Origin of the sequence: Paenibacillus sp. FSL R5-0744 (assembly GCF_037972555.1) — a bacterium.
Lineage (GTDB): Bacteria > Bacillota > Bacilli > Paenibacillales > Paenibacillaceae > Paenibacillus_AQ.
On record NZ_CP150228.1, the window covers coordinates 2,317,256 to 2,329,657 of the forward strand.

Sequence of the window (12,402 nt, forward strand, 5' to 3'; positions counted from 1 at the left end):
TGGGGTAAGCATCTGCTTGCCACCTCTATGATTACAGCCATAAGGACATGAGTACGGCTCCGATAAATACGCTCGAAAAGATAAGAAAGAACAAATAAAGAGCGAATTTGGTCTTAAACAGCGAGAGTAACATCAATGAATTTTTGAAATCTAACATCGGCCCAAATACCATAAAAGCGAGCAGTGCTCCTGCTGGAAAAGAATGTACAAAGGTGGAAGCTACAAAGGCATCTGAGGTGGAACAGAGCGAAAGCACAAATGCCAGGCCCATCATGAAAAAATAAGACCCGAGCGGCTTATCTCCGATCGCAGCCAAACTGTCCTGAACCATAAACGTCTGAATGCCAGCGGTCAATAGGCAGCCAATGATTAAGTATTTTCCCATCTCAAAAAATTCATCCGAGGTATGCACGAAGACGGCGGCTAACTTTCCTCCACGAGAATTATTATGATGAGTGTTATCGGTTTCGCGCTGAACGCTAAGGCGTATCGGGGACTTTTTCACCGTTGCATAGATAATCAAGCCTATAATACAGGCGACTACAAAAGCTAGACCCATCCGGGCATAGGCCAGTTCTGAGTGGTTGCGAAATGCCGTCAGTGTTGCTCCATAGACGACTGGATTTAGGATGGGTCCGGATAAAATAAACACGATCGCCACGTAGACAGGCATCCCCTTATGGATTAGTCGGCGGACGAGAGGGATCATTCCACATTCGCATACTGGAAAAATAATTCCGAGCAGGCAAGCGAATAAAATGGCCGGAAGCGCCTGCCGTGGAATCCAGCGGGAGATCATTTCATCTGGGATAAAGACGCGAAGCAGCGAGGATAATAAAGCTCCTGCTAACACAAACGGCAAGGCTTCTAGCAAAATCCCGATAAAGCCGGTTTTGAACGTGTCGATGTACGCGTTGTCTAGTAGCTCCAGGTGATTTGGCACCCATATAAAACCAATGATAATCAGGAATGAGATCGGCAGAAGCAGCGGCAGTAGTTTTAAAGGGGAAAGGGTAGTCAAGGTTCGAATAAGGTGGACCACCGATCTGCCAGCAGTTCCTCATCTAAATTTATCCCGATGAATACCACATAAGGCATTCCAGGGTAACGTGATGCCTCCCAGCTTGTACGCATTCCCGCATATTGGACAAGTTGAACCGGTTCCTGTTCGGACAAAAGGATATGGCCTTTGGCACGGAGCAGGTTGTCACCCCATTCTTGAAAGAAAGCCTCTAGCCGTTCTTTGGAAGGCATTATAGTCCCTGCTTGCGGAATGGTTAACGTGATGGCGGTCACTTGGGAAAAAGAAGCGTGGGGCTCTTCTTGCCGTTCTTTTACTGCTGTAGCTCCCTGTTCTGAATTCATTTGTTTAAGAGTTGCGCCTTTAAAGGTTTGAGGTGCTCGTTGTGGCGCGGGAGCGATGATTTTACGTGGGGTGATTCCTGATAATATCGGTGAAAGGTTGATTTCGCTGTAATGGGTATATACGATTTCAGCCTCTGTATTTTGTTTTCGGACACCTTTTTCAATTCGCCATAAGGTTTCAGGCTCTACAAGATCGCTCTTATTAACGACAATGAGATCAGCGGTGGACAGCTGCTTGCGAAGCGTACGAACCAGCTGTTTGTCAGAGGAGAGTCTGCTGTTATATTCCAAGGCGTTTTCTGCATCCAATAAGGTGATCGTAAAATGCAATTCGACCCTTTCTTGAAGAGCGGCTTCTTGTAATGTTTTGGCGATTTCTTCCGGATTCGCGACGCCAGTAAGCTCGATATAAATAGCATCGGGGCGTCCTCTTAGCAGTACCAGTAGGCTGTCTGCCAAATCCTCTTTACGGCTACAGCATACACATCCGTCCAGTAGCTTAGTCACGGTTGCACCCGTATGCTCCTGCAGAATATACCCATCTACATCTCTCTTTCCCAGCTCATTCATAACTACGCCAGGGTTCAGACCCCTTACCTTGCTCTCTTTCAGCAGGGACAACAGCAGAGTTGTCTTCCCGCTCCCCAGAAACCCGCTCAAAATAATTACTGGTATCTTCATGATCTCCACTCCTGCCTGATTCTCTTGGAAATACAAGAATCATATTTTTATATTTCCATCTATACGTGATTTGTTCGCAAGAAAGACCACAAAATTAAGAGAGTTGGAATTTTTACAAGATCATAGTTGACAGATTGTGAATAAAACGTGTACGATATGTTAATCGTAATTATTACGATTTAAAAAAGGAGATGGAACAATGAGAGTAATCATTACTTTGGCATGCACGGAGACAGGAGATCGTAACTATACAACTACCAAGAATAAGCGAAATCACCCAGAACGTATGGAAATGAAAAAATATTGTCCACGTCTGAAAAGAGTTACATTACACCGCGAAACCCGGTAAGAGCTATAAATGCCAAACATAAATGCTAATCAATGATAGGAGTGATCGGAATGAAAAAAATCCCCGTTACGGTGCTAAGTGGCTACTTGGGCTCTGGAAAAACAACACTGCTAAATCATGTCTTGCACAACCGTGAAGGCTTGAAAGTTGCTGTTATCGTTAACGATATGAGTGAAGTGAATGTGGACGCCAACCTGGTGAAGTCAGGTAATGTGCTTTCTAGAACGGAAGAGAAATTAGTGGAAATGTCTAACGGATGTATCTGCTGTACACTCCGCGACGATTTGATTGTCGAAGTACAAAAGCTGGCAGCTGAAGGCCGTTTTGATTATATCCTCATTGAATCATCTGGCATTAGCGAGCCTGTTCCGGTGGCACAGACTTTTACTTATGCGAACCCAGAACTGGATATTGATTTGACTTCACTCGCTCAATTGGACACGATGGTGACCGTTGTGGATGCTGGCCGATTCTGGCATGACTTCTCTTCTGGTGATAGTCTGATCGATCGTAATCAAACGGCTGGTGAAGACGATTATCGCGATATTGTGGATTTGCTCATTGATCAGATCGAGACTTGTGATGTGTTATTGCTTAATAAGTGTGATCTGCTAGAAGAAGAAGAGCTTAACAAGCTTGAAGCTGTGCTTCGCAAACTTCAGCCGACAGCCAAGCTGATCCGTACGGTTAACGGAGTAGTAGATCCGAAGGAGATTCTTAATACTGGATTGTTTGATTTTGAAAAAACAAGCTTGTCCTCCGGTTGGATTACGGAGCTTAACAAGGAGACACATACGCCTGAGGCGGAGGAATACGGAATATCTTCTTTTGTCTATCGCAGGAGAACACCCTTTCATCCGCAAAGGTTAAGCTTTTTCTTTAGTCATTGGCCGGAGGAAGTTGTCAGAGCGAAAGGGATTGTATGGGTTGCCGCAGAGGGTGATCTTGCAGCGAGTATCAGCCAGGCTGGACCCTCGATTCAGTTCGGACCTGCCGGCTACTGGCTAGCTACAATGCCTGAGGATCAGCAGCAGGAGGTATTGGAAAGCGAACCTGAAATGAAAGCCAAGTGGGACGAGCGGTGGGGCGATCGAATGAATGAAATCGTGTTTATCGGTGTTAGTATGGACTCAGCACAAATCGAAGCGAGATTGGATCGATGTTTGTTGACGAAAGATGAGTTGAAGCAGGATTGGACAACGTTTAATAATCCACTTCCGTGGCCTGTTGAAGAACTCCTTGCGGCAGTGGCTGAGGAATAGAAATTCAGATGAAAATCCGGAATCCAGGAGGTTGAGGTTCCGGATTTTTGCTGTGCAATTATAGTGACTATGAATTATCATAGAAGGAATATATTTCAATTAAAAATAGAGGTGATGCCCATGAGTTATACAAACACTTTCATACGTGTAGCAGAGGATTGTCCTGAGGAAACGGGAATCCCGCCGATGTCTTGCCGTACACTCCCGCCTGCGCATGTGATTCAATATGAGCTGCTTATTAATGAGCCTTACAAATACAATCATGAAGAGCTTCTGTTTGAGGTTCATGTACGCCATAAACAAATTCCGCTAGAAGATCGTGTGACCCGTAGGGAAGAAATGTGGAAGGAGCTATTCTCTAGAAACCATCCATGCCTGCGAGCCTCTCTACTTCCGAAGCGATTCGGCTGGGGTGTCCATTACAACCATGAGGGGAAAATAGCCATTTATGGTAAGGAGTCTCCCGAATATGACTATTATATTTCGTATGCTGATGAAGCAGTGAAGCTCCTGCCAGCGATGCGTAATAAGCGGGAACATGGCTAATAAGGAGGAGATAACTTGTATAAAGCAATTGAAGAAATCACACTTAATACTTGGCCAGCGGAGCAGAGTGTTCTCCTGAATGGCTGGGTTCTGCGCACAGCAGCTGGATATACGAAAAGAGCTAATTCGGTCAATCCGTTATACGGAGAAAAAAGCTCTCTTGTGGATCTTACAAACCAAATTAAGCTTGCTGAGCAGTACTATAAGGATGCTGGATTAAAGCCAGTATTTAAAATAACGCCGTATATCCAGCCTGCGAACCTGGATGAGGCGCTAGCGGAGCGTGGTTACACAGTTGTCGAGCCATCATCTGTAAGGATACTAGACCTGGAGGGATTAGCTGCTCCTGAACTTCGATTTCACGTACAGATTCAGGAGAACTTGACGGAAGAGTGGCTTAATGCCTTCACTGAGCTTGCTGAGCTGTCTGTTGTGAATCAGAGCACCTTAACTAGAATGTTATCCGCTTCTCTTTTTCAGCAGGGTTATATTCTTTTGTTTAATGACGGTGTTCCTACCGCTTGTGGTCTGGGCATTATTCAGAACGGATACATAGGTCTCTTTGATATTATCACTGCTACCGATCAGCGTAGACAAGGTATGGCGGAACAATTGCTCCTTGCATTGCTACACTGGGGAAAGACGCAGGGAGCAACAACCGCTTTTTTGCAGGTTGTACAAGCGAATGCTGGTGCTTCGGCTTTGTATGACAAGCTCGGATTTAAGGAGATATATCAATATTGGTATAGAGTGGTGGGCAATTAAAGCGAAGTGAGGCGATGATGAATGTCCGATTACTGGAACCGGCGGTTCGCTCAGGAAGGAATGGTCTGGGGAACTGATCCAAGCCTTACGGCTTTGGAGGCAAAGGAGCTCTTTCGTAAGCATAATGTGAAGTCTGTACTGGTGCCAGGAGCAGGTTATGGACGGAATACGAAGGTATTCTCCAGTGAATTTGAGACTACTGGTATTGAATTAAGCGGAGCCGCACTTACGATTGCGGCCGAGTGGGACTCCGCATGCTTTTTTATTTCCGGTTCCGTGTTAGACTGCAGTCTCGAGACAAAGGTTGATGCTATCTACTGCTATGACTTGTTACATCTATTTCTTATTGAGGATCGTCGTAGGTTGCTAACAAATTGTCTGGAACAGCTCCATCCCGGAGGTCTGCTTTATTTTACTTCTTTTTCAGATGAGGATCCGAATTACGGCTGTGGAGCATGTTTGGAACCTGCGACCTATGAATATAAAGCAGGAAAGTATGCTCATTTTTTTAGTGAAGCTGATTTAAAACAGCATTTTGAGCACACGGAAATTATAAAGACTGGTACCCATATGGAGATACTTAGAGATCCTCAGGGATCTGCCCATCAATACGTCCTAAGGTCTATATTAGCAAGGAAATCAAACGATCAAACGAACTTCCCTTGACCCGGCAACGCCATTTCCTTGAAATTCTTGCATAAATGAGCAAGCTGAGTAGATAATTTTTCACCCTCCATAGGCACCCCATGTCCAGAGAGAACGATATGAGGATCTAGCAACGCAAGTGTGCGGACCGACTTTTCCGCGTCTTCCCAGTCCGTCGTGAAATAAGAGGGTGGGCCGTGCACCACCTGATGCTGGGTAGCTACTGCGAATACGGACTCTTGTTTGACTGTAAGAAAGGTGTCACCAGCAATCAGTACCTTATCTTCTGGTCTGAATAGTGAAATATGTCCGGGACTATGTCCAGGTGTATGGATCCATTTCCAGCCCTTTGCTCCGGGGACGGTTCTGTCTTCGGGTAATGGATGTATAGCTGATCCAAGGTCGATACCATGATGTGAAAATAATGAGGACACCATACTCATCAGCCCGCCGCCTACGGCCGGATCGGCTGGAGGATAATCCGCTTTACCTGTTAGATAAGGAAGCTCTAGTGGGTGAGCATACACGGGTACATTCCATTCCTCAATAAGCTTTTTCACACCTCCGATATGGTCAAAATGCCCATGAGTCAGGATAATTGCCACCGGTGGCTTCTCATACTTCTCCTTAGCATAATCTATAATTCTGTTTGTGTAAGAGCTAAGTCCCGTATCTACAATGATCCAGTCCGAATTGGGCTGGCCGATGAATGCGCAATTTACGAACATGGTTCGTAGTCCGATGACACCGGGGGCCACGTCCCAAGTATCGGTGTAGCCTTCAGATAGTATTCCGTCAAGTCTCATCTTACGCCTCCTGTTCCGTTCTTTAGTACTGAACAATGTACCTAAACAGTAGTATGACCCTTTTTTAAGAAAAAAATATGGCAAAAAACCCTTCTCCTAATTAAGGAAGAAGGGCTGGCCTTGAACTTATTAAGCGATAGGATCACATTAGAGCGTTCCGCAGTCTGCAAATAGAATATGTCGTGGAATTCGGAAGAAGGTTTCGGCTTTTTCCTGCAGAGCAGGGGTAGGCAGATGGCTGCTGTGCAACCATTTTCGAAACGTCCCGGGATGAACACCTATCCAAATACTTACATCGGTTACGGAAAAATCGTAAACCATACAGAGGCCGGTTAGAATCACATTGCTGCGGGGCGAACTGGTAATACTTCTTTTCATAAATCGTGAAGGAGTTGGTTGACATACAATTGGACTCTGACGAATCAGTGCTTCATTGAACAAAATGTGGGGCGGGTACCCGAGTAGGCGGCAGGTCTTGTCAATGTTATTGTTGGAAGGGATACGACCTTCGTATACCCAGGCGCTTACGCTGCGAGAGGATATACCAAGATCTTCTGCGAGTCGTGAAAGTTTGATATCCTTAGCCATCAATACAGCAAGTAACACACGGTTTCTAATCTGGCTGCGCTTTGGACGGCGGAATCTTTTTACACGAACGCCTTGTCCAAGATATTTGCGGTTGATCAGAGACCACGCCTGGATATTATGAGTTTCTTGTTGGTTACTAGGCATAATTCCTCCGATTTTTTAAAAATATACTACAACACTTTCATATACATCGGCAATGGTTAATGCTGCTATTTCTGACATCACTTTTTAAGTTTCTTCCAGAACGCGTACGCTTATGATATATTTTTAATATCTAATTACAATATTACAACAGGGAGCGAGATAGAATGATCAAGCATATTGTGTTTTTTAAATTGAAGGACCGGTCCGAAGAAAGCGTTGCGGCAACGGTAGCCGTACTGCGAAATATGGAAGGTAAAATCCCGCAGCTCCTTTCGATTGAAGTGGGTGCTGATATCATTCATTCTGATCGATCCTTTGATATTGCTTTAGTTACGGTGGTAGCTTCTCTAGATGATTTACAGGCTTATCAGGTTCATCCGGCGCATAAGGAAGTTATAGCTCATATTAATGAAGTTAAAGAACTTTCAATTGCTGTGGATTACGTAATTTAAGCGATCTACTGATTAACAAGCATCATCATTTTATACCGGAAGCGGTGACAGGAATGCGTGAGCTCGAGTATCCGATGGAAGCGTTAACTTATTTGGTCGTTTTTCTTGCGGCATGTTTCATTATGTTCTTTTGGCTGAAACGCCGCGGCAAACGCGGTAAGTAGGGATAATGCAGATTTCTCTAACTATTTTTGACATGGGGGTATTGCTGTGTATTATGTCAACCGCAAACAAATCGAAACCATTCTTGCTCAAATCCCAGATATAACTACAGGTCTTCGGACTGTAACAGCTGCATGGGATGGCAATACTTTAACCGGACTAATACAAGAACGCTGCCTTCATCTGGCGATAGAGGTGGTTACGGACGTTGGTAGTTGTCTGATTGACGGTTTTATTATGCGTGATGCCGGAAGTTATGAGGATATCATTTCAATTATACATGAAGAAAAAGTACTAGGTAAAAGTGAGATCTACGAGCGATTGATAGAGCTTGTCGCACTTCGTAAGCCGCTCGTGCAGGATTATTTTGCCTGGGAAAGAGAAGCACTACACCCGCTCACACCAATCCTTTCAGAGGTGCTAGAGAAGTTTGCTGTTGAAGTAGGGAATTATTTGGATCAGGAACTTGGGTCCGGTGTAACGCTATAATAGCATAAGATAGAATCATATAAAATAGGCGGTAGCCGTGAAAGAGAGGGGGTTCCTTTATGATGAAGATGGGGCAGGAAAATGGATCGACAAGGCACTTGATTATGACGCTCCTGAAGACGAAAGGACCACTGACCATCGGCGCGCTGGCAGAAGAATTGGGAATTACAGAGATGGGTGTCCGCCGTCATGTGCTTCAGCTGGAGCAGGAGGGACTTGCTAAGACAAAAGTGGTTCGGCAAGCGATGGGGCGGCCTTTACATATGTATTCTTTAACGGAGAAGTCCGAAGAGTATTTTCCAAAAAGCTATCATAACCTGGCTTTGGAGCTTTTGCGTGAATTGGATTATGGCAGTGGATTGGAAGCTGTTAATACATTGTTTGAGGGACGCCGTCGCCGGATGCTCACCCAGTATGCACCGATGATGGAACGCCGGAATTTGGAAGAGCGAGTAGCTGAGTTATCGTCGATCCAAAACGCTGGTGGATATATGGCGGAGTGGAACCGAGAAGAGGATGGTTCGTATGTCATAAAAGAATACAACTGCCCGATTCGCCAGGTGGCTACTCAGTATCGTAAAGCTTGTCAATGCGAGCATAGCCTATTTGAGGAATTGCTGGATGCTAAGGTTACACGAAGTGAATGTATGGCAGAAGGCGGACAATGCTGCCGATACGCAATTGCACCCAAAAATGTAACAGACAAAACTTCTGAAAAGTCGTAATAATTAGTCACAAGACAAACTCCTGCTGCTTATGATATAGCAGATATAGGCATTAGCCCGGTAGAGCGGGGAGCAATGAATTTAAAGGAGAGATGAAACGATGAAAAAGGACACAAAAGGTTTGTTATGGGGAGCTTTAGTCGGAAGTGTGGTTGGATCAGTGACAGCACTTCTGTTCGCGCCTAAGCCAGGTAAAGAGCTGCGCAAGGATATTGCGGAAGGAACAGCTGCTGGCATTGAAAAGGTACAGGGAATTGCCGTGCAGGCTGGAGACAAGAGCGTTGAGCTGTATGACAAAGCTAAGGATTCTATAGGTCATGTAGTCCATGAGGTTCGCGAATGGAGCAAATCATGTTCGAATGCTGTAGAAGAAGATACTGCTACTGTAGCAGTAAGTGGAACTGTTACGGAAGAAACGATTCAAGAGGCAGCGGCCACTTTGGAAGAGGTAACGGAGTTAGAGGTATCGCCTGTAAATGAAGAAGTAAGCAGTGAAGAAGCCAGTCTTGAAGAAGCTCAGCCAGATGACAAGGATAATAACGAAATCGCATAATGAAACAGTGGATGGAGTGTTTGGTTTTACGGTCAAAAAGTACTTATTCTCTTTTAATAGAGCCGCTTTTTCGCATTGGGCGGAAGGTGGCTTTTTTATTTCATTCTTATAGACCTGTTAAATGATGGCAAAAGTCTTGGCTTGAACTAAGAGTCCAAAAGGAGTAATATCTGCAATTGGGGCTGAAAGTCAGGTACATTTTGTTTTCGGCTTACATAAGCTACACAAAACAAGTAGAAGGAAGCGGTGTGTTCGTGCAGCAAGCTATTGCAATATTAGACTCAGGTGTGGGAGGGCTAACAGTTGTCAAAGAAGTGATGAGGCAGCTCCCGCGGGAGAAAATCATTTATTTCGGAGATACGGCCCGAGCTCCGTACGGACCCCGTTCGACCGAGGAAGTAACACTGTTTACAGAACAAATTGTAGATTATTTGATCCAGTTTAATCCTAAAATGATTGTTATCGCTTGTAATACCGCAACAGCAGCGGCACTCGATTATATCTCAGCCAAGGTCTCTATCCCTGTTATTGGGGTGATTCATCCCGGAGCCCGTGCTGCAATTAGCGCGACCAAAAGCGGACATGTCGGCGTGATCGGTACAATAGGAACCATCGGCAGCGGGGCTTATACTAACGCACTAAAGCAGCTGTCTCCTTTTGTTGAGGTTGTAAGTCAAGCCTGCCCAGCACTTGTCCCACTCGTTGAGCAAGGCATGTTCCGCTCTGAGATAAGTTATGAAATTGTAGAGCAGGCATTGGAAGGCATTAAAGATAATAACATCGATACTTTAATTTTAGGATGCACTCATTATCCATTTCTTGTTGAGCCTATTGGAGAGACCATGGGACCGGGAGTCAAACTGATCAGTTCCGCAGATGAGACAGCTCGTGAGATCAGCACGATTTTATACGATAAAGGCAAGCTGTCCATCGGGGATGAAAGTCCAATTCATCAGTTCTTCTGCAGTGGTGATGCTGAAATGTTTCAGCGAATTGCCCGAGACTGGCTTGGAGAACAAATTAAACGTACCCCAGTAGTATGGCAAGTATCCACGTTATAAGCAGAGCAATGTTGAATTGAATAGGGACAAACTCTACGGAGTGTAAGATAAAATAGGCTGGGAAGCATAATTCCCAGCCTATTTTCTTGTGATTCATTTCTCCTTCATGCAGGGTAGTGGCTCTTGCATACAATAGAATTAAGTGCTGTTTGCTGCTATTTTTGTATCCACCGTATCAGCAATTTAAGGCCGAGAGGATGAGACCTAATGCGACAATATATTGCAAGCAGGGGAGATACCGTAAGCCGAATTGCCGCCCTGCATGGATTAACCCCTGAGCATGTCATTCAAGGCAATCCATGGGTTGGGAGACAGTCTTATTTATATCCGGGTCAGGTTTTATTCCTACCGTCTTCGCCGCGTAAAAGGTATGCGGTGCAGGAAGGGGACGATCTTGAACGCATAACCTCATTATTCAATGTGAGTTTAGATGATTTGGAGAAGCTTAATCCAGGTGTGTCCTCAGGGCGCTTCTGTACACCGGGAAAAGTCCTCGTCATTCCGCCTCCGATTCCAGAGCGAGTGGTATTCTTACGTGGAGAGTACGGTCCGGTTGATGTTGAGAACGACATCAGCAGCCTGATTGCACAATATCCTTTTATACAAGCACATTCAATTGGCAACAGTGTGCTCGGCAAGCCAATTCCTGTGCTTAAAATAGGCAATGGAACCCGCCATTTGCATGTTAATGCGGCTCTACATGCTAATGAATGGCTGACCTCGCCTTGCCTGATGTCGTTCATAGAAGAGTATGCAGCAGCTTATGCTAAAGGTTTGGCATGGAATGGTCATCGTCCAGAGGAATGGTACAATAATTGGACCCTATGGGCTGTACCCATGGCTAACCCTGACGGCGTGGAGTTAGTGCAGGAGGGCGTTTTACCAGGCCACCCTTATTATGAGGACCTTATGAAATGGAACGGGGGACGGCGGAGTTTTCGCCATTGGAAGGCCAATATACGCGGTGTGGATCTCGGGGATCAGTTCCCTGCTCATTGGGAAGAGGAACGGGAACGCCGTGGTGTAATCCTGCCCTCTCCGCGTGATTACAGTGGTCCTGAGGCGCTAAGTGAACCTGAGGCAGCCGCTCTAGCGGTACTTGCTGAGAACGCGCCCGGAGAAGCTGCAGTGTCTTTGCATAGCCAAGGGGGAGAGATCTACTGGAATTACCGGGGATATGAACCTCCCGAAAGCCGCGAATTAGCAACACGGTTGGCCGCTGCGAGCAGCTATCGTGCAGTCGAATTAACTGGCAGCGATGCCGGGTATAAGGATTGGTTCATCCAGACCTTTCGTAAACCAGGATTTACAGTAGAGCTGGGGATTGGTAAAAATCCGTTGCCATTGGCAGATTTTGAGGATATGGCGCTAGAAACGGGTCTAATTTTGGGAACGATACTATCCAATGTGAAATAATTATGAAACAATTACAGTAAACTTGCGTAACATAAACCATAGGGTATGGCCGCTGTCGTCACTACACGTTATCCGCGGCTGTATCCTTTTTACTTGGGAGGAGGGTCACTATGAAACTGAAAAAACTGCTGTCACTTAAACAATGGTCTACTATCTTCAGTAGTTCCTGGCGATATGTGATCTCCCCTAAAGTCGCAATAGGGGACAAGCTTTTATTCACAATCCCAGTACTGCTCTATTGGGTGTTGCCGGATTTTATGCCTTTTTTACCGATCGATGATATTGGTGTGACGATGCTTCTTATGGGCTGGTTCGTGTCACGGATGGGACGGAAATACCCGGCACTTCAGGCCGGAAAATGAGGCAGTGAAGTGAGGATCTACCTCGCATTGT

Annotated in this window: 16 protein-coding genes; 12 read left to right on the plus strand and 4 right to left on the minus strand. The window is 45.4% G+C overall.

Annotated elements, in window-relative coordinates:
• Window positions 1-31: 31 nt before the first annotated feature.
• Both MKY19_RS09865 and MKY19_RS09870 read right to left on the minus strand, forming a co-directional pair.
• The gene (locus MKY19_RS09865; RefSeq protein WP_339270215.1) at window positions 32-1,021 is read right to left on the minus strand and encodes a permease; all 990 of its coding nucleotides are present in this window, start codon (window positions 1,019-1,021) and stop codon (window positions 32-34) included.
• The gene (locus MKY19_RS09870) at window positions 1,018-2,046 is read right to left on the minus strand and encodes a GTP-binding protein (protein ID WP_339246855.1); all 1,029 of its coding nucleotides are present in this window, start codon (window positions 2,044-2,046) and stop codon (window positions 1,018-1,020) included. The genes MKY19_RS09865 and MKY19_RS09870 overlap by 4 nt, the downstream gene beginning before the upstream one ends.
• Before the next feature lie 199 nt (window positions 2,047-2,245).
• Between MKY19_RS09870 and rpmG the strand changes: the two genes are divergently transcribed.
• From rpmG to MKY19_RS09895, 5 genes are all read left to right on the plus strand, one after another.
• Complete coding sequence (rpmG, locus tag MKY19_RS09875; protein ID WP_076283195.1) at window positions 2,246-2,395, plus strand: 50S ribosomal protein L33; 150 nt, start codon at window positions 2,246-2,248, stop codon at window positions 2,393-2,395.
• Window positions 2,396-2,445: 50 nt separating this feature from the next.
• A complete protein-coding gene (locus tag MKY19_RS09880; protein ID WP_339802365.1) occupies window positions 2,446-3,657 on the plus strand; it encodes a GTP-binding protein in 1,212 nt (403 codons plus the stop codon).
• Window positions 3,658-3,777: 120 nt separating this feature from the next.
• On the plus strand, window positions 3,778-4,203 hold the full coding sequence (locus MKY19_RS09885) for a DUF6157 family protein (protein WP_339802369.1): 426 nt from the start codon (window positions 3,778-3,780) through the stop codon (window positions 4,201-4,203).
• Window positions 4,204-4,218: 15 nt separating this feature from the next.
• Window positions 4,219-4,968 carry a GNAT family N-acetyltransferase gene (locus MKY19_RS09890; RefSeq protein WP_339802373.1) on the plus strand — a complete coding sequence of 250 codons (750 nt, stop codon included), beginning with the start codon at window positions 4,219-4,221 and terminating at the stop codon, window positions 4,966-4,968.
• A 21-nt stretch (window positions 4,969-4,989) separates the two neighbouring features.
• Window positions 4,990-5,634, plus strand: a complete 645-nt coding sequence (locus tag MKY19_RS09895) for a class I SAM-dependent methyltransferase (protein WP_339270224.1) — start codon at window positions 4,990-4,992, stop codon at window positions 5,632-5,634.
• On the opposite strand, the gene MKY19_RS09900 is transcribed toward MKY19_RS09895, so the two are convergent.
• Window positions 5,616-6,419, minus strand: a complete 804-nt coding sequence (locus MKY19_RS09900) for an MBL fold metallo-hydrolase (protein ID WP_042186783.1) — start codon at window positions 6,417-6,419, stop codon at window positions 5,616-5,618. The two genes, MKY19_RS09895 and MKY19_RS09900, sit on opposite strands and share 19 nt — an antisense overlap.
• Window positions 6,420-6,566: 147 nt before the next feature.
• Entirely contained in the window at window positions 6,567-7,151 is a 585-nt protein-coding gene (locus MKY19_RS09905; RefSeq protein ID WP_076283191.1) for a helix-turn-helix transcriptional regulator, read from the minus strand.
• 164 nt (window positions 7,152-7,315) lie between these two features.
• On the opposite strand from MKY19_RS09905, the gene MKY19_RS09910 reads away from it, so the two are divergent.
• The 7 genes from MKY19_RS09910 (at window position 7,316) to MKY19_RS09940 (ending at window position 12,371) form a co-directional block, all read left to right on the plus strand.
• On the plus strand, window positions 7,316-7,603 hold the full coding sequence (locus MKY19_RS09910) for a Dabb family protein (RefSeq protein WP_042126253.1): 288 nt from the start codon (window positions 7,316-7,318) through the stop codon (window positions 7,601-7,603).
• A gap of 210 nt (window positions 7,604-7,813) precedes the next feature.
• Window positions 7,814-8,254 (plus strand): HepT-like ribonuclease domain-containing protein, encoded by a 441-nt coding sequence (locus tag MKY19_RS09915; protein WP_339270228.1) that lies wholly within the window; start codon window positions 7,814-7,816, stop codon window positions 8,252-8,254.
• Between the two features lie 59 nt (window positions 8,255-8,313).
• Window positions 8,314-8,979 (plus strand): metalloregulator ArsR/SmtB family transcription factor, encoded by a 666-nt coding sequence (locus MKY19_RS09920; protein ID WP_042186789.1) that lies wholly within the window; start codon window positions 8,314-8,316, stop codon window positions 8,977-8,979.
• A gap of 100 nt (window positions 8,980-9,079) precedes the next feature.
• Window positions 9,080-9,532, plus strand: coding sequence for a YtxH domain-containing protein (locus tag MKY19_RS09925; protein ID WP_339270230.1), 453 nt, complete (start codon window positions 9,080-9,082; stop codon window positions 9,530-9,532).
• Between the two features lie 254 nt (window positions 9,533-9,786).
• Entirely contained in the window at window positions 9,787-10,593 is an 807-nt protein-coding gene (racE, locus tag MKY19_RS09930) for a glutamate racemase (RefSeq protein ID WP_076283405.1), read from the plus strand.
• Between the two features lie 207 nt (window positions 10,594-10,800).
• Window positions 10,801-12,009, plus strand: coding sequence for a M14 family metallopeptidase (locus tag MKY19_RS09935; protein WP_339270232.1), 1,209 nt, complete (start codon window positions 10,801-10,803; stop codon window positions 12,007-12,009).
• Window positions 12,010-12,119: 110 nt separating this feature from the next.
• Entirely contained in the window at window positions 12,120-12,371 is a 252-nt protein-coding gene (locus MKY19_RS09940) for a hypothetical protein (protein WP_076283188.1), read from the plus strand.
• Window positions 12,372-12,402 lie beyond the last annotated feature (31 nt).

What these genes read in the sequence shown, in the direction of transcription:
- MKY19_RS09900 (WP_042186783.1), bottom strand. Translation starts at nt 6,419, where the DNA reads ATGAGACTTGACGGAATACTATCTGAAGGCTACACCGATACTTGGGAC.
- MKY19_RS09905 (WP_076283191.1), bottom strand. Translation starts at nt 7,151, where the DNA reads ATGCCTAGTAACCAACAAGAAACTCATAATATCCAGGCGTGGTCTCTG.
- MKY19_RS09925 (WP_339270230.1), top strand. Translation starts at nt 9,080, where the DNA reads ATGAAAAAGGACACAAAAGGTTTGTTATGGGGAGCTTTAGTCGGAAGT.
- MKY19_RS09920 (WP_042186789.1), top strand. Translation starts at nt 8,314, where the DNA reads ATGATGAAGATGGGGCAGGAAAATGGATCGACAAGGCACTTGATTATG.
- MKY19_RS09885 (WP_339802369.1), top strand. Translation starts at nt 3,778, where the DNA reads ATGAGTTATACAAACACTTTCATACGTGTAGCAGAGGATTGTCCTGAG.
- MKY19_RS09870 (WP_339246855.1), bottom strand. Translation starts at nt 2,046, where the DNA reads ATGAAGATACCAGTAATTATTTTGAGCGGGTTTCTGGGGAGCGGGAAG.
- MKY19_RS09880 (WP_339802365.1), top strand. Translation starts at nt 2,446, where the DNA reads ATGAAAAAAATCCCCGTTACGGTGCTAAGTGGCTACTTGGGCTCTGGA.
- MKY19_RS09935 (WP_339270232.1), top strand. Translation starts at nt 10,801, where the DNA reads ATGCGACAATATATTGCAAGCAGGGGAGATACCGTAAGCCGAATTGCC.
- MKY19_RS09895 (WP_339270224.1), top strand. Translation starts at nt 4,990, where the DNA reads ATGTCCGATTACTGGAACCGGCGGTTCGCTCAGGAAGGAATGGTCTGG.
- rpmG (WP_076283195.1), top strand. Translation starts at nt 2,246, where the DNA reads ATGAGAGTAATCATTACTTTGGCATGCACGGAGACAGGAGATCGTAAC.
- MKY19_RS09940 (WP_076283188.1), top strand. Translation starts at nt 12,120, where the DNA reads ATGAAACTGAAAAAACTGCTGTCACTTAAACAATGGTCTACTATCTTC.
- MKY19_RS09910 (WP_042126253.1), top strand. Translation starts at nt 7,316, where the DNA reads ATGATCAAGCATATTGTGTTTTTTAAATTGAAGGACCGGTCCGAAGAA.